A 20,662-nucleotide genomic window follows, 5' to 3' on the forward strand; every position below is an offset into this window, starting at 1 on the left:
AACGGGCGATGCGGAATTTGTATGCGAGAAAATAAAAAGCCCGCCATCGCTGGCGAGCTTTTGCTGTAACAAGATATGAATCAATCAGTGCGAACGACCAGGAATAACACCTGTCTCTTCGTAGGCTTCGACGATTTTGTCGATCTCTTTTTTTAATTCCTCAACCATGATTTCTTCAGGCACTTTACGGATCATCTTGCCGTGACGGAACAAAAGACCTTCTCCACGAGCACCGGCAATTCCGATATCCGCTTCTTTGGCCTCACCTGGACCATTAACCGCACAACCCAACACCGATACTTTAATCGGCACCTTCAGTTTGGAGATATACTCTTCCACTTCGTTGGCAATGGAGAACAGGTCGATGTCCAAACGTCCACACGTTGGGCAGGAGATCAATGTGGCTGCATTTGTAATGAGTCCAAATGTTTTGAGCAGATCACGAGCAACCTTGATTTCTTCTACCGGGTCCGCACTCAGTGAGATACGCATCGTTGAACCAATACCCATGGACAATAGAGCTCCCATACCTGCGGAGCTTTTGATCGTACCAGAGAACAGTGTACCTGCTTCGGTAATCCCGAGATGCAACGGATACGGAATGATTTGAGCTGCTTTGGTATACGCCTCAATCGCCATCGGCACATCCGAAGCTTTGAGAGACACGATGATATCATGGAAATCAAGCTCTTCCAAAATACCAATGTGATACAATGCACTTTCTACCATAGCATCTGCCGTAGGATACCCATACTTCTCAAGGAGATGGTTTTCCAAAGACCCCGCATTTACTCCAATCCGAATCGGAATACCGCGGTCTTTACAAGCCTTAACCACTTCTTCCACTTTAGCACGTTTACCGATGTTACCTGGATTAATCCGAACTTTATCAATGCCGTTCTCAATCGCAAGTAAAGCCAGCTTATAGTTGAAATGAATGTCCGCTACGAGCGGTATATTAATGCGTTTTTTGATTTCCTTGATGGCTGCGGCAGCTTCCTCATTATTCACCGTTACCCGTACCACTTGACAACCCGCTTCTTCCAGTCGCAGAATCTCTGCAACCGTTGCTTCAACGTCTGCCGTTTTGGTTGTACACATACTTTGGATAATGACTTCGTTACTGCCACCGATCGTTACGTTTCCCACTTTCACGGGACGTGTATCCTGTCTTAAATACATGAGTGATTTCTCTCCCCACAACGTCAAAGCTCCACCCTGACAGAGACATGAATTCGCCTTCTGCCAAAGTGGAGAACTGACAAGTCTATATTTCAGAGTTCAACGGGATTCAGGCCTTTTATTAGGCGCTCTCTTCCTGCTTATCGTCCTTCGATTGGCTTAGTTCAGGCACGACTCTTTTCTCAACAACTTCTTCCGTGATGACACAGTTCGTAACATCTTCACGTGAAGGCACTTCATACATGATTTCCAGCATGATACCTTCAATGATGGCACGTAATCCACGTGCACCTGTGTTACGTTTAATTGCTTCTTTTGCAATCGCGAGCAATGCAGCTGGTTCAAATACCAGATTCACATTGTCCAGCTCAAGCAGTTTTTGGTACTGTTTGGTAAGCGCGTTTTTTGGTTCGGAAAGAATCCGTACCAACGTATCTTCATCCAGCGGCTCCAAAGTGGAGATGACTGGCAGACGGCCTACAAACTCCGGAATCAGACCAAATTTCAGCAAATCTTCCGGCAATACCATACCCAGGTATTCACCTGGTTTCAGATCTTTTTGCTCAGAAACGGTATTAAAGCCAATGACTTTTTTACCGATCCGGCGTTTGATCATTTGCTCCAGACCATCAAAGGCACCGCCGCAAATGAACAGGATGTTCGTTGTATCGATCTGAATGAATTCTTGATGAGGGTGTTTACGACCACCTTGTGGTGGTACAGAAGCCACAGTTCCTTCAAGAATTTTCAAGAGAGCCTGTTGCACACCTTCGCCCGATACATCACGAGTAATGGATGGGTTTTCGGATTTACGCGCTACTTTATCAATCTCATCGATATAAATAATGCCACGCTCTGCTTTTTCCACATCATAATCAGCAGCTTGAATCAGTTTGAGCAGGATGTTCTCTACATCCTCACCCACATAACCCGCTTCTGTTAATGACGTAGCATCCGCAATAGCAAAAGGAACATTCAAAATTTTTGCCATCGTTTGCGCAAGCAACGTTTTACCAGAACCTGTTGGTCCTAACAGCAAAATGTTACTCTTTGACAATTCAACGTCTTCAATTTTGCTTTGTGTGTTGATCCGTTTGTAGTGATTATACACCGCAACAGACAATGATTTTTTCGCTTGTTCCTGTCCAATAACATATTGATCCAGAATATTACGAATTTCTTTTGGTTTCGGAATATCTTTCAGGTCTACTTCTTCATCATGACCAAGTTCTTCCTCAACGATTTCGGTGCAAAGTTCGATACATTCATCACAGATGTACACGCCTGGTCCAGCGACCAACTTGCGTACCTGCTCCTGAGATTTACCGCAAAAAGAGCATTTCAATTGCCCTTTCTCATCGTTAAATTTAAACATGAAACCACCCCTTTAGGAATTGATCGGTCTACTGAGCACCTGGTCAATAATGCCGTACGTCTTAGCTTCTTCAGCGCTCATGAAGAAGTCACGGTCGGTATCCCGCTCAATTTTCTCAAGAGGCTGACCCGTACGATCGACGTATATTTGATTCAGTTTCTGACGTGTTTTAATAATCCATTCTGCGTGTATCTTAATATCCGCAGCCTGTCCTTGAATGCCGCCAAGCGGCTGATGAATCATTACTTCGCTATTTGTCAGCGCATATCTCTTGCCAGGTGCACCGGCTGTCAGCAATAACGAGCCCATGCTTGCTGCCATCCCTACGCAAATGGTAGATACATCCGGCTTGATAAATTGCATCGTATCGTATATACCCATCCCTGCGGTGACAGAACCACCAGGTGAGTTAATGTACAAGCTGATATCCTTCTCAGGATCGTCGGCTGCCAAAAACAAAAGCTGTGCTATGACAAGATTGGCTACATCGTCATCAATCGCACTGGTTAGAAAGATAATGCGATCTTTCAGCAAACGTGAATATATATCGTAAGACCGCTCGCCTCGATTGGTTTGTTCTATAACCATTGGCACCAGACTCATGAGACCAACCTCTTTTCTACATGTAATTAGACATAGGCCACCTGTAAAGCAAACCCAAATTCATTCTACCACTTTCCTGTGACAATGTCATTTTTCACAAGAGGGGTCAGACATCAATTTGTTTACTTTTTTAGCCTGATCATATTTAACCATGTTTTCTATGTATGTGCAAATTGAAGCCATCCTATGCCGTCTTGCCGTTTTTTATTTGCATGAAGTACATAGGTATGTATAAAGTGTACGCGGATCAATAAAATTAGTATCCATCCATATAATTACTTCATTTTCTATAAAATGGATGTCATAATTTAAAAATAAGGCACGCAATAATTCACGTGCCTTATCGTTTATTCAACTGACAAGTTGATAACAGCTTGTCTTATTTTTCGTCAGCTTCTGCAACAACTTCTTCAGCTGGAGCTTCAACTGGTTCAACAACTGTGCTGTTCTCAACAAGAACGTCAATCGTTTTACGCAGTTTAACTTCATCGCGAAGGCTGTCCAGGGAACCATTACCTTCGAGGATGCCACGGATCTCATCAGCAGGACGCTTGTAAGATTCAGCCATTTTCTCGAGTTCTTGATTCACTTCTTCGTCAGATACTTCAATGTTTTCCGCTTTACCTACAGCTTCAAGCACCAGGTTGTTGCGAACACGTTTGGAAGCATCTTCTTGCATTTGCCCTCTCAGGTCAGCTTGAGTCTGGCCAGAGAAGCTCAGGAACATTTCAAGGTTCATACCTTGGTTGCGCAGACGGTTGTCGAAATCACGCATCATGTTTTGTACTTCGCTCTCAACCATTGCAGCAGGAATGTCCACTTCAGCGTTCTCAGCCACTTTTTCTACAACTGCATTTTCTTGTGCAGCTTTGGCTTCGTCAGCTTTACGGGATTCCAATTGTGTTTTCAGGTCAGCTTTGTACTCTTCAAGAGTGTCGAATTCGCTAACATCTTTAGCAAACTCATCATCCAATGCAGGAAGTTGTTTGCGTTTGATTTCGTGAATTTTCACTTTGAATACCGCTTGTTTGCCAGCAAGTTCTGCTGCATGGTAGCTCTCTGGGAAAGTCACTTCTACGTCTTTGAAGTCACCTGTGGACAGACCCACAACTTGTTCTTCAAATCCAGGAATGAATGTGTTGGAACCCAGTTCCAGGGAATAACGCTCAGCTTGTCCACCTTCGAAAGGTACACCATCAACGGAACCGTCGAAGTCGATTACTGCAACGTCGCCATTAGCAGCGGAACCTTCGTCAATTACAACGAGTTCAGCGTGACGTTGTTGAAGACGCTCAAGTTCTTCAGCCACTTCTGCGTCAGTTACTTCACCTTTTGCTACAGCAACTTCGATTCCTTTGTAGTCACCCAGGGTAACTTCTGGTTTCACAGTTACTTTTGCTTTGAACTTGAATGTTTGTCCTTTAGCAAATTGTTCAACATCTACGTCAGGACGATCAACCGGGAAGATATCCGTTTGGTCGATTGCTTCTGTATAAGCTTCAGGAAGCAAAATGTCGATTGCTTCTTGATAAAGGCTCTCTACACCAAAACGTGCTTCGAAGATGGAACGTGGTACTTTACCTTTACGGAATCCAGGTACGTTTGCTTGTTTAACCACTTTATTAAAAGCTTTGTCCAGTGCTGCAGTTACACGATCTGCATCCACTTCAACCTCAAGAACCCCAAGGTTCTTCTCTATCTTTTCCCAAGTTGCTTTCATTGTATACTTTCCCCTCCAAAATTCACATGTTCACGTAGGCAATCACGTACAAAATAACCATTTTAGTATAAACAAGATTAGATTCTTTTTCAAGGGGAATCCCTTGATACAGTTTAAGGAAAACGTTTCCGGCCTCGATTAACCATCCAAACCGGCAGATACGAACTGTTTCATGGAACGATAAGCCTGCTCCAGTCGAAAGCGCATCGCGCCTGTCACAGCATACATTGAGCGGGTATTCTCCTCATCATGCGAACCACCCAGACTGTCTGCAACGGTCATATGTAGAGCTGCTGCCCATATATCTGTCATGGAATCATTTTCTTCCAGCATCGATACATAATCACGGGTTCCATACACCGCCATGACATATTGTATCCACAGTTCCTGGGCAAAATAAAAGAGCGTAGGTTCATGAACCTCCGTCTGATCTGCCACTCGTTCCAGAATCTGAACGATTTGGAGCGGGAATTCCTCTGGTCTAAGAGGCACGGTGTCGATCTCGACTTCAACCTGCTCTTCGCCTCTCGTAAACAGGATCATACCTTGAACACCTCGGCGACGCAAGGTTTGCAGCACCCGGAATTGAAGCAGAGGGTGAAGCGACTTATCTTTTAACCAACTCGTAAGTGCCTCGTCAATCTTCGGTAGATCAAGATAGGCCAGCTGCTCCAAAGCCAGCATCGTCTGTTCAGACAGCGGCTCCTCCATTACTGTGCGAAGCATCTTATCTGCATAACCATCATCCTGTTCAAGCTTCATTCGGGCATGCTGCCGTGCCATGTCTTCCTCACAAATCTCTTCTTCCTCTTCTCGTTCTTCAAGAACGGTAGGCGAGGTTTCTTCATATTGAGGAAACGCAGCCTGAAGCCATTCGAGCAGAGCCCGCCATTCATCATAGTGGCGCTCTTCCTGTCCCTGACATTGCAGCAAAAAGTGAAGCAATTTCATCGCTTCACCATACCGTTCATTTTCAAGCATAACTGTCAATTGAATCTGGTAATAGTCCAGCGTCTTAGGAAACAGCACAATATTGTTGTTATGCTCGGTTTCCGGGGTCGTGGATTCCTTAATGGGAGCACCTCCTCTATATCCTGAATCTCCAGTCGGAATCAACATAAATAGATGTATATATTAAAACGATTGTCGATCTATTTTCTGAGTTCTCCTGATATTCTAACATAACCTTAAATATAATGAAAAAAACGTTACTGCCGCCAAATATCATATACGAAAAATAGTTTAAAATAAAATGCTTGATATTCCTGTATGCATATGATAAAATCAATTTTGCTTGAAAAAATTCATGTCTCAGTAGCTCAGCTGGATAGAGCAACGCCCTTCTAAGGCGTCGGTCGGGGGTTCGAATCCCTCCTGGGACGTATAAAAAGAAGCTTCCTTCGGGAAGCTTTTTTGCGTCTGGGGATGAAAACCCCAACAGTTCGTCGGAGCATTCGCTTCGTTAGCACCACTTCGCAGTCTCGACTGCAAGGAGAGTATCCCTCCTGGGACGTATTAAAAGAAAACTTCCTTCTGGTATTATCCCCTTTAAGTAGACACTAAAAAAAAACTTCATGTTATCATGGAGGTTCAAGTGATACTTGGAGGGGATATTTTTATGGCGAAAAAAGGGCAAACATTTCAGACATATACGGAAGAATTCAAATTGAATGCAGTTAGATCCTATGTCGAAGGTTCTTCAAGTTACAAGGTGGTTGCTGAGCGCGAGGGGATTCGAAACTGTTCACAACTGAAGGTGTGGGTGAAAAAGTGGAAAAACGGGGAAGCGTTCGATGAGCGAAAAAACAGTGTGCCCAATCCACTGAAGGGACGTCCCCGTAAAGCCTTTGGCAGCGTGGAGGAAGAACGAGACTATCTTCAAGCACAGGTGGATTATTTAAAAAAGCGGTATCCAAATCTAGTAAAGGAGAAGCGCTGAGCCAACGGGAGAACTACGATATCATAGATGAATTGCGCTGCTCGCATGACATTACACGCCTATTATCGATTACAGGAATACCCCGTTCCAGTTACTACAAATGGCGAGCAACACAGCCGCAGCGAGATGCAAGACAAGACCGTGACCGTGAGATCAAAGAACACATGATGGCTATTCATTTTGAAAACCGAGAGTTTGGTTATCCTCGTATGACAACGGCGCTCTGGGAGTCTGGCCTGAACGTGAATCACAAGAAAGTATATCGAATCATGCGGGAACTATCGATCCAATCAGTGATTCGCAAGAAGCGGAAGAAGTCCAGCTATACGCCATCTGTGATCTATCCGAATCGCCTAAAGCGCCAATTTCATGCTACAGCACCCCAGCAAAAAATGGTGACGGATATTACCTATATTTCGGATGGGAATTCATTCGTTTACCTGTCCGTGATTCAAGACTTGTTCAACAACGAGATTGTAGCTTGGCAGTTATCTAAACGGAACGATGTTCAGCTCGTATTGGATACGGTGGAACAATGGACACAAAAAAGAGACGTTTCAGAAGCCGTGCTCCATTCGGATCAGGGCTTCCAATATACGTCTCAGGCGTACAACACACGATTAGAAGCATTCGGCATTAAGGGCAGCCACTCTCGCAAAGCAACCTGCCTGGATAACGCATGCATCGAATCCTTCTTTTCGCATCTCAAGACAGAGAAGCTGTACCTTAATCAGTGTAATTCAGAAGTAGAGATTCGACAAGCCGTGGAAGATTATATGTACAATTACAATTACCGACGTTTTCAAGCCAAACTCAAACAGCGCGCACCGATTGAATATCGATGCGCGCTGGCAGCATAGCTTTTTTCATCTGTCTACTTGACAGGGGTATGACCACTTCGGGAAGTTTTTTTTGCGTTCTGGGGATGAGAATCCCAACGGTTCGTCGGAGCGTTCGCTTCGTTAGCAACACTTCGCAGTCTCGACTGCAAGGAGAGTATCCCTCCTGGGACGTATTAAAAGAAACTTCCTTCGGGAAGTTTTCTTGCGTTCAAGGGATGGGGCCCCAACAGTTTGTCGGAGCATTCACTTCGTTACATGCTCTATGTCGCTGCATTGGAGCGTCCGCGTTTGCTCACTCTAATAAGCAACGCGTTGAAAGTACCGACGTTCTAACGAACATAGGACACTTTATTTGCTGCAAATTCAGCATTGTGGAATTCTAACGAATCTTAGAGAGCTTATTTCACCATTCTGGGGTATTAACTCACTTATTCGCACTTCGTAGCCTGATTAACGTCGCTGAGGTTCGTTAGAATTTGAAAATTGCGATTTTACCCATTATAAGACCTCGTGGATTCGTTAGAGTTCACAGGTTAGTCAAGGCACCCATTGTCGATTGGGTGTTTTTTCATTTCATTGCTCAATATTGACATAGAATGTTATGCTTACCCAGTGGGTAATGTAACAATCCATACATATTAACTTCTTAGGAAACAGGAGATTTTATCAATGTCATCTTCAATACAGCAACACTCATCTATCCATACCGAGGAAGAACATTCTTTGACATCCAAAAGATTCGGCCTGTTGTTAGCAGGCATTATCGTCATCGCCGCTACCATGAGATCACCGATTACAGCAACCGGACCTGTAGTGGAGATGATCCGCTCAGATACAGGTATCGGCCATACGATGGTCGGGCTTCTGACCTCACTTCCTTTGCTCGCCTTTGCAGCAGTCTCCCCCTTTGCACCACGTCTTGCCAAACGTTTAGGACTCGAATCTGCTCTGCTATTGGCTGTTATGATTGTAACCATTGGGGTGGCATTACGCTTGTTGCCTTCCGTTCTTTCCTTATATGCAGGAACCGCAATTTTGGGGTGCGGCATTGCATTAAGCAACGTGCTTTTGCCAAGTTTGATCAAACGTGATTTCCCATTGCGGGTAGGTATCGTCACCGGATTATACTCTGTATCCATGAACATATTTGGCGCCATCGCCTCCGGTGTGAGTGTGCCAGTAGCAGGAGCTACATCTATGGGTTGGCGTGCTTCGTTAGGCATGTGGGCCTTATTGTCCATACTGGCACTTCTCTTGTGGCTCCCCCAGATCGCCGCAGGACGTCAGCGAATGTTATTCATAGCCACACAGAGTGAAGGGACGCCTGTACGTCTACGGACCTCTTCCTTGGCCTGGTTCATTACTTTATTTATGGGTCTTCAATCTCTAATATTCTATACAACGATTACCTGGCTTCCCGAGATTCTCGCTGAGCAAGGATTCAGCCCCACCTCAGCAGGGTGGATGCTCTCCCTGATGCAGATGGTTAGTGTACCAGCTACCTTTATCGTTCCAATCCTTGCCGGCCGAACGCGAGATCAGCGTGTTCTAACCGCGATAACGTGCTCTTCTTTAATTGTCGGGTATGCTTTATTGTTAAGTGGTATCGCTTCGCTCGTTACCATTGGTGTCACGTTGGCAGGAATAGGCGCTGGAGCTTCATTTGGCATGGTAACGATGTTCTTTGTCCTTCGCACAAAAGATGCCAGACAAGCTGCCAGCCTGTCCGGTATGGCTCAGTCCTTCGGATATATGCTGGCCGCAGTAGGACCTCTACTATTCGGTATGCTTCATGACTGGACAAAAGGATGGACCCTTCCGTTGTTAATACAGGTCATTCTGGCCATCGCTTTGTTAATCGCAGGGATTCAGGCCAGCAAAAATAGAATGATCGGTTAGTCATATAATTCATTTATAAAAAAAACAAAACGGCCTCCATCCTGCAAATCAGGATGGAGGCCGTTTATTCATAGAACAATTCCTTCATTAATTTAATCCATTTTAATCAATTTCAATGAGAAATGAACTTACTTCACTTTTACCTTAATTGTGTCTGTGCTGGTAACTCCGGCTGCGTTAATTAACTCTGCCCGATACGTATACGTGCCCGATGCTTTAGAGGACAGTGTAGTCACAGCACTTTGTGCATAAGGTGTAGCCGAACGGAGTTCTTGCGTATCGATCAACTTATCATTTTCATAGAGACGATACTCTGTAGCGTTGGTTCCCCACCACAGGTTCATAGACACCTTATAATGGCCATCGCCATCCCAGTTATCGTGAGAAAGAACCGCTTTGCCTGGCGTTGCGTTGGTAACCCGAACAGTCAACGTCTGACTACGCGTTGTTCCCTTGTCGTTGGTCAGCTCAGCCACGTACGTATACGTGCCATTGGCTTTGCCCGTGATCTTCGTCTGAGCAAACTGCGCCCAAGGCGCGTTGTAAGTCAACTTCTGCGTATCAACCAAAACCCCGTCCTCATATAACTTGTAGCTAGTTCCGTTCTCGCCCCACCACAGGTTCATTGTAACGATATACGCGCCCTCTGGTAAGCCGTTGCCTACCCAGTTATTGTGAGACAATACAGGCGTACCTGGGGCCTTGGTTGCCGGAGTTTCAGGTTCGGTCTCCACCGCTTCCAATTTCAGTGCCGTATTGGCTGTACCCGAAAGCCCCTGTTGGTCTTTTACCGTAAGTTCAACAGCATACTCGCCTGCTCCAATTCCCTCCAAAGGAAGGCTGAAGGTACCATCAGGTTGTACTTCAAAGACTCCTTCTTTATAAACCGATCCATCCTCTTTTTTCACAACATACGTTGCTTCCAGGGAAGCTGCCGGATCAAACGTGATGTCCCATCCGCTGGCAAGCGCAGGAGCTACACGGAAGTACAAGTCTTCCACGCTACCATTAAGGACAGCAGACTCATCCTCTTTGAACTTCAACGCTTCTGGTGCAGTTACAGCCGGAGCTGTCTTTTTCACCAAAAATGGCGAAGTGTCTTCCTTATAGGTTTTACCGTCCGTACCAATGGTAGTGATGTCTACCGTATATAAACCATCCGGAATCTCAGTCACTTCATCGGTTGTGTAATCTGCATATGAGCCGTCCCAAGCAAGGTTGTATCTTGCATTGGCATTGAAGTTAAAATAGTTACCAAAGATGGAGCCAATATAACCATCTTGATAATATCCACCTTCCGGATTAAGACCATCATAGATTTCAATCAGGGCAAATGTCATCGGGTTATAAAATTCCATCGCTACATTAAGGGTATCCAACGTACCATCAGCCTTCAATGGATAGTGGAATGGATTTTTTTCAGTGCCTTTTACGGTTTCAATATATTTAACCCCACTCAACGTAACGTTGAAATGAGCAACATATGGCACCGTAAAGGTATTGGTTCCGTTCGACAACTCGATGTATCCTTGTGCTTCTGTAACCGCAGTAACCCCTCGTGGAACGGTGATTGTCACTGCAAGTTCTTCCTCACCATTCAATGTAAAGGAATTCTTGTCTACGGCAACGGATACACCAGCGACATTACGAGTTGGATTCACATTTACGGTGTAATCCCCGCCACTACCATTCAGCGCTTCAACTTTAATTGTTTTGGTAATCGTCTTTTCATCTGTGCTCAGGAAATTACCGTAGTTGATACTTCCGGTGATATTTTCCTTTTCAACAACAGAGCCACTTTCTGTGTATTGAGTTACATCAAGCACTTTGACAAAAGCAGCAGGATCAATGGTATTTACAGCCTGAATACGGCCAGCACCTTGATCAAATACATCAAACTTGGTTGTATCCAGCACCTTACTATTGTTCATCAGTGCAACTTTGATATCAAATGGAGTCCATTCGGGATGCTTCTCGATCAGCAAAGCAATCAAACCTGCTACATGAGGTGTAGCCATACTTGTACCTGATTTACGATCATAAGCTTGTGCGTAATCTGCGTCTGGCTCATCCTTGCCGTAGGCAGGAATCGTAGACAAAATGCTTGTACCGGGTGCAACAATATCCGGTTTGATGTCCAGTGTTACCTTTGCAGGTCCACGTGAACTGGATGAACTCATTTCATCGCCCGGAGTTTGGGAACGTTCAAAATCACTAAAGCTCACTTCAACGGCTTGGCCTGCGTCCAGCTCAGCCTTGATCACATCTCCATCTTCCTTGGACATGCTCAGTGTTGGAATGAGTTCAAAGTTATCGCCCAGACTTACACCAATTGGGCCAGGAATGTTGTTATATACAATAACAGCCACGGCTCCGGCCGCTTTAGCATTGGCGATTTTCTCTACAAATGCGAGTTCACCACGCTGTATTAATGCCACTTTACCTGTAAAATCTCTACCTTCAAAATCAGTTGGCTTACCCAGTGCTGCAAATTCCAGCTCATATTTCCCTGTCAAAACAGTTTCAGGGTCTGCCGACAGGCTCCATCCCATCAGATCCAGACGGTAAACCGACTCTGTAATAGCCAGTGGAGCTTCAGTCGGAGCAATTACAGACTCTTCTTCCACAGGAGCAGCTTCAGGAGCAGCTTCAACCGGTGCAGGAGGTGAAGCAGATGACGTATTTTCTTCAGTTGTAGTTTCTTCTACGTTCGGAATTCCAGCTTCGTCAGAAACTGCATCCTCTACTCCTGCTGCACTATCTTCAGTAGCAGTTGCAGGTACACCTTGCTCTGAATCTTCAGGCTCTTCTGTTCCAGGTGCCGTCCCCAGTTCAGGAGATGGTTCAACCTCTGGCACCGGTTGTTGTTCAGGTTGTGCCTCTTCGCCTTCCTCACCAATCCAGAAGTGAGTATCCGCTGTAATAAGCTGACTAGGGCCTGTGGAGTTACCTACAGTGATGGCCATTGCAGATGCCCCCGGAGAACCGAGTGTATACCGGTTGGGTCCGTCATTTCCACTGGCAACTACTGCTGTCACACCAGACAACATCGCATTATTCAGGGCTACCGAGGTAATATAACTTGGATCGTTAGCGGCATTCCCCAAAGAGAGATTAATTATATCCATGCCATCTTCAACGGAACGATCAATTCCTCCGAGCACCCATGAGGTTTGACCACTACCATACGGCCCAAGTACACGGTATGCATAGATATCTGCTTCAGGAGCAACGCCAACAATCCCGTAATCCCCTGCTTCACGAGCAGCAATGGTACCGGCTACGTGCGTACCGTGGGATGTGTAAAAGGCACTTCCCCTTTCGTTAAACTCAGGTTCCCCTGAACTTTTCCATTCTTGATATGTCGCTTCATACGGATCATTGTCGTTTCCAACAAAGTCCCAACCGCCTTTGTAAGCTTCCTGCAAATTAGGATGTTCATAGTCAATCCCTGTATCGATGACTCCCACTTTGATGCCATTTCCTTTGTAACCCAGATCCCATACTTCAGGTGCACCAATAAAAGGCGCTGTGTCTTTCATGTACGGGTTCACTTCATCTGTCTCGGGCGCTATTGTAACTTCAAGGTCAGGATATACGCTGACCACGCCAGGTATTTGAAGCAATTGTCCCACCTGGTTTCCTTTAAGCTCAATCGCTACACCATTCAGGGCATATGCATATTCTTCCAATACTTCATGTTTGATTTTCTTCTGAGTGAGGCTATGTACAAATGACTGTTGTTGTTGCTCAACTTGAGTCACAGCCTTTGTTTCCATAGAGGAGGTAAAAGATTTTCCGGAGAGGGTTGATTCACCTTGCGCTACTGCAACAGGTTTATTGGAAAGCTCAACGATCACTCGGGTGTTCTCGCCACCCAGACCTTCCAAGCTTTTATCCAAAAATGGATCTGCCGCAAGTTTTGCTTCCCGTCCTGCAAGAATCTCTCTCCATTGTTTGGCTTCGGCTGTACTGGGTAAGTTGTCAAGCTGAATAACTGAATCTGCGGGAGCGGCTCCAGCCGCGGGGAGAATAATGGAAAAGACCATCAGAACACTTAATAACGTGGATATCAATCGTTTACTCAAGGCTTTGCCCCTCCTTTTAAATGTGAATACGTCACCAAATGATGGGTTCCTGCTGTGTTTGTGCGTACTGCAATACACACTCCAATTTCACCGCCTATCTGCAAGAAGATTGACCCTTGGTAAATTATTCTATCAAAATACCACATTCTCCTTCTAAATACTTACAAATATGATATAGAAATTACTTATATGGGTCTTGAGTATGATAAAAATATCCATTTGTAATTATTTGTCGTCTGAATATTTCATTTTTAAAATAATGCATCAAAAAAAGACCAAGAGCCTCTTTATCCGAAAGAGATTCCTGGTGTATAGGGGAAGCGTGGTTAGTATACAAAGAATCACGATAATTCGTTTAACATCGTTATAAATTGCTACAAATCACAAAATTCTACTTTATTCTGGCTTCACGGCTTCAATACGCAGGCGCTTGTAATCGGCATACATCGCATCATCTTTCCAAAGGTGAGACATCACGATTTGACTGGTTTCATGGCATATTTGTTGTATCTCTTCATGACTGAAACCCTCAAAATAGTCCCCTCCAAAATGAGTCAACCAGCCTACTATACCTTGCTCACCATCTTCCAATCTGGTAGGACGGTCATAGTGATAGGCATGACGCACCATAAATCCACTTCGCTCTAAAATATGGCTATATTCTCCGATCGAAGGAAAATACCAAGGATTGCGTTCGGATGCACGAATACCCGTGTTTCGCTCCATAACCTGCTCTAATGCATTCACAATGGTCTGCACGTTCCCTTTACCACCGAACTCTGCGACAAAACGCCCTCCGGGCTTCAAAGATTTCCATATACTATCCACCACTAATCGCGGGCTTCGCATCCAGTGCAGGGCTGCATTGGAGAAGACGGCATAATATAGTCTATTCGTCTCAAACTGATGACCGTCTCCTTCCACGAACTCAAGTTCAGGGAATTTCTCCCTCGCACGGCGAATCATGTCCGTCGATGCATCCATGCCAATAACTTCAGCTCCGGCCAGAGAAATTTCATGCGTCAAATCCCCCGTCCCGCAACCCAGATCAAGAATGTATTCCCCTTTTTGGGGTTGAAGCCAAGAGATCAGGTTTTTGCCGTATCCGGACACAAAAGCCAGTTTGTTGTCATACTCATCTGCTTGCCATTGATTTAATGATTTCATGGATACCACCGTCGCTTTCGTTATTGATATCCTCATTGTGGCATAGAATTGTTTATTCTTTAAATATATAAATTCTATATTGTTCATAGGTAAAACCAATAGAAGACTTCCTCTGAACGCAAAAAAAACTTCCCGAAGGAAGTTTCTTTTTAATACGTCCCAGGAGGGATACTCTCTTTCCAGTCGAGACTGCGATGTAGCGCTAACGAAGCGGATGCTTCGACGAACCATTGGGGGTTCTCTTCCCCTGAACGAAAAAGAAGAAGCTTCCCGAAGGAAGCTTCTTCTTTTTTTACGTCCCAGGAGGGATTCGAACCCCCGACCGACGCCTTAGAAGGGCGTTGCTCTATCCAGCTGAGCTACTGAGACAAATATGTATAATAAATTTTCGGCGCGGTTCTTATTATACTCTGATTTCTATATTTTTCAATAGTTTTATAAAAAAATTAATAATTATACTTAAATGCGGGCTCAAAAAGTCCGGTTTTCAGTACCGAGAAGATGGAATGAAGCTAGAAATGGAGTAGCGAAGCGTAGGCAAACTACGTGAGCAACGGACATTTCGGCTGAATTCCATATTCGATGTTGATGATGCCACTAGGCATCCTTCGTAATCAAAGGCGATAAATGTACTTTTCGGTGTTATTCTCATACTTCAGCCCCTATGAGAATATGATAGCTTGAACCAGGTTATATTGAGGAGATTGGGACATTTAGAGTAAGATTAACATCAGACATTTTCAATGTCAGAATTGCTGGGTAATCTTTTGCATACATACATTCAATGTTCCATTGAAGGAGAGAATCGTCATGAGACAACTTTTATCAGCCCTATCCTACTTTAGTATTTTCTTTGCCCCGTTCCTGTTTCCGATCATTATATGGATTGTTGCCAAGGATGATTACATTGAGGGACATGCAAAACGTGCCTTATTCTCACATGTATTCCCCTTTCTTGCTGCCATTCCGTTATTTTATTTCTTCGTGACTGCGCATAGTCTGGGTTCCGCCGTCGGGTTTGTCATTCTATTCTTTGTGATTTACGGATTAAGCTTTGTGTACAACGTGGTCAAAGGGATTCAAGTGCTCCGCGAGTATGCTTGATCAACATCTCCACCTGATCTAACCATCGCATAACAAAACCCGCCGTTCAACAACGGCGGGTTTTTCCAGTTACAGATACAGTCAGAGCAGAGCAACAGCAACAGGCACATCTACATATAGCTCAACATCGAACTCTATCCCACTATCGCTACATGTGTTGCTGGAGCGTTGCCTGTTAAGCCTGCCCGATCAGATAACGCTGAAGTGTTGGACCAAGCAGACCAAAGGAAAACAACTCACTTTGAAACCGAGCTTTATCTTCTTCTACTGTCATACCTTCGCTGTTCTCAAATGCGGTATCTGTCGCTTCTTCAAACGCAGTATGCATATTATTGTTATACCAGTCGATCGCCGAATCGGAGTGATTGCGTACAATCCGAACAACTTCCAGCGAATTTCCGGGCTGTGTTGAGGCCACGTATACAAGTAACGATGGATCTCCGGCATTTCCAGGTTGCACTTCAACCTCTGCACAAGACAATCCATCCACCTCGGTTAATCTGCGTATTTTGGCATCTTGAATGGCATACATTCGTCATCGCGCTCCTTTTCCTTTGTGCTTATCATGTACTTTGTTCAATCTGGTATCGTGTCTCTGGTGTGCCCAATCGGTAAATCTCTCGATACACCTGTTGTAATACCGTTTCATAAGCTCGGTTTACGGACTCCTCCGGTGTATCTGGCCATGGGAATACCATGCCAGGAAAGGCCTCTTCCTCCTTTTCCTGCATGAGGCTCAGCAGTCCCAGTAATTGCTCCGCTTCCTGCGGCGTTGCCTGAATGATCCATTCATATGATGTTACCGACGGATCCGGAATAACGGAGCGGCCCATGACAGACACATAATACTTCATACTGTCCATTGCATGTTCTCTCCTTCACAGGCATGTTGAGGCCGTTGTCCCTAGAACTAGTTTCCGAAGAGGACAGACATTTTATGCCTGCTTTCGGCATATATTTGTTACGACCTCTGACGAAAAGACAACATTTGCTGGTTGCCAGTAACTAAGCAGCCATACGGATGAATGACTCGACCAAGAAAGGATGAACAAACCATGTGCGGTATTACCGGCTTCATACAGTGGAATCGGGATTTGACCCAGGAATCAGAGCTGCTGGTCCGTATGACGGATAGCTTGTCGAACCGGGGGCCCGACGCTTCAGGTACATGGATCTCCAATCCTTGTGCCTTTGGACATCGGCGTCTTAGTGTAATGGACCCCGAGAACGGCGCACAACCCATGCATGCGTTACAGGGAGATACCTCCTATACCGTCGTGTATAACGGAGAACTATACAATGCACCCGAGTTGAAAAAGGAATTGCTCCAGCGGGGGCATCAGTTCCGCACGCAATGTGATACGGAAGTGTTGCTCGCCTCTTATATTGAGTGGGGACCGGCATGTGTTGACCGGTTTAACGGTATTTTTGCTTTTGCCATATGGGATGGGGGACGCGAACAGGTTTTTATCGCACGAGATCGCCTCGGCGTGAAACCTCTGTTCTACAGTAATAACAAAGACACTCTCGTATTTGGTTCAGAGCCCAAAGCTCTGCTTATTCACCCTGATGTGGAAGCCGCTGTTGGCCCGGAAGGATTGGCCGAAGTGTTTATCGTAGGGCCTGCACGGACACCAGGACACGGCGTATACTCTTCACTGAGCGAACTCAAGCCTGCGCACGCGCTGATCTATAACCGAAACGGGATCCGAACCTATGCCTACTGGAAACTGGAAAGCCAGAATCACGAACATAACCTGGAAGAGACGGCAGCCGAGGTACGATCTCTCTTGCAAGATACACTGGAGCGCCAGTTGGCTTCGGATGTTCCAGTATGCTCTCTTTTATCAGGAGGACTGGACTCCAGTGCCTTGTCTGCATTAGCCGTTGATTATTACAAGCGGACCGGGCAAGGCCAAGTCAGTACGTATTCTGTCGATTATGTGGATAACGCCAAGCATTTCCAGGCGCATTCCTTTCAGCCGGGTGCAGATGGACCCTGGATTAAGCGAATGGTGGATGAACTCAAGACCGACCATCACTGGATTGAGATTGAGAACGGAGAACTGGTTCATGCACTGACACAGGCCATGTTAGTCAGGGATCTGCCAGGTATGGCAGATGTAGACTCCTCGCTCTATTTGTTCTGTAAAGAAATCAAAAAAGGGGCGACCGTTGCCATTTCAGGCGAAGCAGCGGATGAAGTGTTTGGCGGTTACCCCTGGTTCCATCGCGAAGATATGCTGAACTCCGGTACGTTTCCGTGGTCTGTAGCGCCTGATATGCGAGCAGCGTTGTTATCCCCGGATATTCGGGAATGGATTCGGCCACTCGATTATTTGGCAGACCGCTATTCGGATGCAGTGGCTGAAGTGCCTCTGTTGGATGGGGAAACAGGTAAAGCTGCACAAATGCGGGTGATGTCCTACCTGAACATTACACGTTTCATGCCTACACTTCTGGATCGCAAAGACCGGATGAGCATGGGGGCAGGACTGGAAGTGCGGGTACCTTACTGTGACCATCGTCTGATCCAGTATGTGTTTAACATCCCTTGGGAAATGAAAATAACGGGTGGTCGGGAAAAAGGTATTCTGCGTAAAGCACTCGAAGGTGTCCTGCCTGACGATGTGTTATATCGTAAAAAGAGTCCATACCCGAAAACACATAATCCGCAATATCTGGCCGCGGTCAAACAACAGGTACTTGATATCCTGGATGATCCCACTTCGCCGATTTTGCCTTTGATCGACAAAACTCAGATCCGCAATCTCGCGTCTTCACCAGATGCAGCTTCCAATCTTCCCTGGTTCGGGCAGTTAATGTCCGGTCCCCAGCTATTTGCTTATCTGACTCAGATCAATACCTGGTTGCGAACATATAAAGTCGCTATTCGTTAGAATGACCCACTGATCGCTACTTCATCAAAAAAGGGTGCCAGAAGAACAGCATAACTGTTGTTCTCCTTGGCACCCACTTGTTTTACATACACGATATGATCATTCATAAATATTGAACTTCACCCAGAAGTATATCCATGATTACACTTTGAATCGACTGACTGACTCCTGTAACTCTTCCGCCATAGAGGAAAGGTCATTAGCCGCCGAAGCGATTTCCTGCATGGCAGACAGTTGTTCCTCGGACGTTGCACTAACTTCCTCTGTTCCGGCAGCCGCATTCTCTGTTACTTCCATGATGGTTTTCATCGACACATTGATCTGTTCGACACCCGCCGCCATTTGTTCAATGGATGCAGATACCTCCTGAGTCTGACCTGCGACATTGCTAACAGCTTCACGAATCTCCTCAAAAGTACCTCCTGCTTTACGGACAAGTTCTATGCCTTCCTGAACCTCAGCGTTTACTTCTCCCATGGATTGTGATGCATTATTCATGCCATTGCGTATGGCAGCTACAAGTACACTGATCTGTTCCGCTGATTTCGCAGATTGATCAGACAGCTTGCGCACCTCGGTTGCTACCACTTCGAATCCACGACCATGCTCACCTGCTCTTGCAGCTTCAATAGCCGCATTAAGAGACAACAGATTTGTTTGTGCCGATATTTCGGAGATACTTTCAACCATAGATCCAATCTCATCTGAATGATTGCCCAGTTCTTCAATAACCTTAGCGAGTACACGTACAGTCTGATGAATCGAGTTCATTTGCCCAACAGCCGATTGAACCGCATCATTACCAGATATGGTTTTCGCTGACGCATTGGTTGCTTCATCCGACATATTTTGTGTATTCACTGTCATCTGCTGAAAGCCTGTGGACAATTCATTAATCGTATGAAACCCGTCTCCAACCATACTCACCTGCGTATCCATACCCGTAGCAATCTCTTCCATCGTTGTAGCTACCTGTTCGGTCGCTGTCGCCGTCTGCTCTGTACTTGCCGTTAACTCCTCAGAAGAAGCAGCTACCCGATCTGCATTATGACCCACCTGATGGATTAAATGGCGCAAGTTCTCCATCATCTTGTTGAAGGATTCCGCCAGTTCTCCGATCTCATCCCGATTACGAACAACAATCGCCTCACCCGTCAGGTCTCCATCAGCAATTCGGCTTGCAGCCCTTGCCACATGTGCAACTGGTTTGGATATGATTCTCCCCATGATCAATGCAATTACCATGCCTAAAACGATCGAGATGATACCAATGATCATGATTAAACGAAGTACTTTTTGAATGAGTTGATTGGCATTTACAATGCCAGTGTTCAATGTATTTTGCTGATGTTGTTCCATGGCAGTTACCGTTTCTTCAAATCCGGATATGATCGTTGGACCTGTATCTAACAGCATTCTTGTGATCTCGCTAGTTCTGCCTTGTTTTTTCAATTCAATGACACTCTGTCCAAAAGCATAATATTCCTCCGCACTGCGGTCTGAACGATCCAGAAAATCAATCATCGTTGGGGTTTGAATGCCTGATCTTAATTCTTCGCTGGTTTTACGGTAATCTTCATAAAAAGACTTGAATTGTTGCTCGCTTTGATCATTCTCTTCCGTCACAAAATTCCGTAAAGCAACCTGCTGTGATTTCACATCGATGATCATGTTTTTGATCGTGAGCAGTTTCGCGGTACGCTCCCGGATTAAATCCGTAAACGTTTTCTCAACCGAGATAAACTGAGTATATGAGATGACTACAACGGCTACCAATAAAAGAAGTACAGAACCAAAACCTAAAAGCAATTTCCTACTAATGGATACTCTTTTCATTTCATTT

At 45.3% G+C, this 20,662-nt stretch carries 15 protein-coding genes and 2 tRNA genes; 6 read left to right on the forward strand and 11 right to left on the reverse strand.

The genetic code is table 11. The annotated features are described in order from the left end of the window. Positions 1 to 84 precede the first annotated feature (84 nt). From ispG to BS614_RS27470, 5 genes are all read right to left on the reverse strand, one after another. Positions 85 to 1,182, reverse strand: a complete 1,098-nt coding sequence (gene ispG, locus BS614_RS27450) for a flavodoxin-dependent (E)-4-hydroxy-3-methylbut-2-enyl-diphosphate synthase (RefSeq protein ID WP_017692591.1) — start codon at positions 1,180 to 1,182, stop codon at positions 85 to 87. Between the two features lie 121 nt (positions 1,183 to 1,303). After that, positions 1,304 to 2,557, reverse strand: a complete 1,254-nt coding sequence (clpX, locus tag BS614_RS27455) for an ATP-dependent protease ATP-binding subunit ClpX (RefSeq protein WP_036605887.1) — start codon at positions 2,555 to 2,557, stop codon at positions 1,304 to 1,306. A 12-nt stretch (positions 2,558 to 2,569) separates the two neighbouring features. After that, on the reverse strand, positions 2,570 to 3,160 hold the full coding sequence (gene clpP, locus BS614_RS27460; protein WP_036605886.1) for an ATP-dependent Clp endopeptidase proteolytic subunit ClpP: 591 nt from the start codon (positions 3,158 to 3,160) through the stop codon (positions 2,570 to 2,572). A gap of 379 nt (positions 3,161 to 3,539) precedes the next feature. Beyond that, complete coding sequence (tig, locus tag BS614_RS27465; RefSeq protein ID WP_074096258.1) at positions 3,540 to 4,880, reverse strand: trigger factor; 1,341 nt, start codon at positions 4,878 to 4,880, stop codon at positions 3,540 to 3,542. 138 nt (positions 4,881 to 5,018) lie between these two features. Continuing rightward, positions 5,019 to 5,954: a hypothetical protein gene (locus BS614_RS27470; protein WP_210437006.1), complete on the reverse strand. Its 936-nt coding sequence runs from the start codon at positions 5,952 to 5,954 to the stop codon at positions 5,019 to 5,021. A 234-nt stretch (positions 5,955 to 6,188) separates the two neighbouring features. Between BS614_RS27470 and BS614_RS27475 the strand changes: the two genes are divergently transcribed. The 4 genes from BS614_RS27475 to BS614_RS27490 all read left to right on the forward strand — a co-directional run bounded on the left by BS614_RS27475 (position 6,189) and on the right by BS614_RS27490 (position 9,560). Beyond that, positions 6,189 to 6,262, forward strand: a tRNA-Arg gene (locus BS614_RS27475). Between the two features lie 236 nt (positions 6,263 to 6,498). Further along, positions 6,499 to 6,819 carry a transposase gene (locus BS614_RS32660; RefSeq protein WP_074094027.1) on the forward strand — a complete coding sequence of 107 codons (321 nt, stop codon included), beginning with the start codon at positions 6,499 to 6,501 and terminating at the stop codon, positions 6,817 to 6,819. Positions 6,820 to 6,842: 23 nt separating this feature from the next. Continuing rightward, the gene (locus BS614_RS27485) at positions 6,843 to 7,679 is read left to right on the forward strand and encodes an IS3 family transposase (protein ID WP_425320279.1); all 837 of its coding nucleotides are present in this window, start codon (positions 6,843 to 6,845) and stop codon (positions 7,677 to 7,679) included. A 651-nt stretch (positions 7,680 to 8,330) separates the two neighbouring features. Continuing rightward, positions 8,331 to 9,560 carry a CynX/NimT family MFS transporter gene (locus BS614_RS27490; RefSeq protein WP_074096259.1) on the forward strand — a complete coding sequence of 410 codons (1,230 nt, stop codon included), beginning with the start codon at positions 8,331 to 8,333 and terminating at the stop codon, positions 9,558 to 9,560. 128 nt (positions 9,561 to 9,688) lie between these two features. Here BS614_RS27490 and BS614_RS27495 read toward each other — a convergent pair whose 3' ends face one another. The 3 genes from BS614_RS27495 to BS614_RS27505 form a co-directional block, all read right to left on the reverse strand. Then, the gene (locus tag BS614_RS27495) at positions 9,689 to 13,648 is read right to left on the reverse strand and encodes a S8 family serine peptidase (RefSeq protein ID WP_074096260.1); all 3,960 of its coding nucleotides are present in this window, start codon (positions 13,646 to 13,648) and stop codon (positions 9,689 to 9,691) included. 396 nt (positions 13,649 to 14,044) lie between these two features. Next, positions 14,045 to 14,815, reverse strand: a complete 771-nt coding sequence (locus tag BS614_RS27500; protein WP_074097015.1) for a class I SAM-dependent methyltransferase — start codon at positions 14,813 to 14,815, stop codon at positions 14,045 to 14,047. A 295-nt stretch (positions 14,816 to 15,110) separates the two neighbouring features. After that, positions 15,111 to 15,184, reverse strand: a tRNA-Arg gene (locus tag BS614_RS27505). A 441-nt stretch (positions 15,185 to 15,625) separates the two neighbouring features. On the opposite strand from BS614_RS27505, the gene BS614_RS27515 reads away from it, so the two are divergent. Continuing rightward, positions 15,626 to 15,919, forward strand: coding sequence for a magnetosome magnetite crystal formation protein family (locus BS614_RS27515; protein ID WP_017692583.1), 294 nt, complete (start codon positions 15,626 to 15,628; stop codon positions 15,917 to 15,919). Positions 15,920 to 16,094: 175 nt separating this feature from the next. Here the strand turns inward: BS614_RS27515 and BS614_RS27520 are convergent, their stop codons facing one another. Together BS614_RS27520 and BS614_RS27525 are read right to left on the reverse strand one after the other, a co-directional pair. Then, positions 16,095 to 16,451, reverse strand: a complete 357-nt coding sequence (locus BS614_RS27520) for a hypothetical protein (RefSeq protein WP_036605881.1) — start codon at positions 16,449 to 16,451, stop codon at positions 16,095 to 16,097. A 31-nt stretch (positions 16,452 to 16,482) separates the two neighbouring features. Further along, positions 16,483 to 16,782: a hypothetical protein gene (locus tag BS614_RS27525; RefSeq protein WP_017692581.1), complete on the reverse strand. Its 300-nt coding sequence runs from the start codon at positions 16,780 to 16,782 to the stop codon at positions 16,483 to 16,485. Positions 16,783 to 16,974: 192 nt separating this feature from the next. On the opposite strand from BS614_RS27525, the gene asnB reads away from it, so the two are divergent. Then, positions 16,975 to 18,819, forward strand: coding sequence for an asparagine synthase (glutamine-hydrolyzing) (gene asnB / locus BS614_RS27530; RefSeq protein ID WP_074096262.1), 1,845 nt, complete (start codon positions 16,975 to 16,977; stop codon positions 18,817 to 18,819). Between the two features lie 141 nt (positions 18,820 to 18,960). Here asnB and BS614_RS27535 read toward each other — a convergent pair whose 3' ends face one another. Continuing rightward, positions 18,961 to 20,655: a methyl-accepting chemotaxis protein gene (locus BS614_RS27535; RefSeq protein WP_074096263.1), complete on the reverse strand. Its 1,695-nt coding sequence runs from the start codon at positions 20,653 to 20,655 to the stop codon at positions 18,961 to 18,963. Between the last annotated feature and the right edge of the window lie 7 nt (positions 20,656 to 20,662).

This window comes from Paenibacillus xylanexedens (assembly GCF_001908275.1).
GTDB lineage: Bacteria > Bacillota > Bacilli > Paenibacillales > Paenibacillaceae > Paenibacillus > Paenibacillus xylanexedens_A.

Excerpts from the sequence above, each read along its gene's own strand:
- clpX (WP_036605887.1), bottom strand. The coding sequence starts at position 2,557 with ATGTTTAAATTTAACGATGAGAAAGGGCAATTGAAATGCTCTTTTTGC.
- BS614_RS27490 (WP_074096259.1), top strand. The coding sequence starts at position 8,331 with ATGTCATCTTCAATACAGCAACACTCATCTATCCATACCGAGGAAGAA.
- tig (WP_074096258.1), bottom strand. The coding sequence starts at position 4,880 with ATGAAAGCAACTTGGGAAAAGATAGAGAAGAACCTTGGGGTTCTTGAG.
- asnB (WP_074096262.1), top strand. The coding sequence starts at position 16,975 with ATGTGCGGTATTACCGGCTTCATACAGTGGAATCGGGATTTGACCCAG.
- BS614_RS32660 (WP_074094027.1), top strand. The coding sequence starts at position 6,499 with ATGGCGAAAAAAGGGCAAACATTTCAGACATATACGGAAGAATTCAAA.
- BS614_RS27525 (WP_017692581.1), bottom strand. The coding sequence starts at position 16,782 with ATGGACAGTATGAAGTATTATGTGTCTGTCATGGGCCGCTCCGTTATT.
- clpP (WP_036605886.1), bottom strand. The coding sequence starts at position 3,160 with ATGAGTCTGGTGCCAATGGTTATAGAACAAACCAATCGAGGCGAGCGG.
- BS614_RS27535 (WP_074096263.1), bottom strand. The coding sequence starts at position 20,655 with ATGAAAAGAGTATCCATTAGTAGGAAATTGCTTTTAGGTTTTGGTTCT.
- BS614_RS27520 (WP_036605881.1), bottom strand. The coding sequence starts at position 16,451 with ATGTATGCCATTCAAGATGCCAAAATACGCAGATTAACCGAGGTGGAT.
- ispG (WP_017692591.1), bottom strand. The coding sequence starts at position 1,182 with ATGTATTTAAGACAGGATACACGTCCCGTGAAAGTGGGAAACGTAACG.
- BS614_RS27500 (WP_074097015.1), bottom strand. The coding sequence starts at position 14,815 with ATGAAATCATTAAATCAATGGCAAGCAGATGAGTATGACAACAAACTG.
- BS614_RS27515 (WP_017692583.1), top strand. The coding sequence starts at position 15,626 with ATGAGACAACTTTTATCAGCCCTATCCTACTTTAGTATTTTCTTTGCC.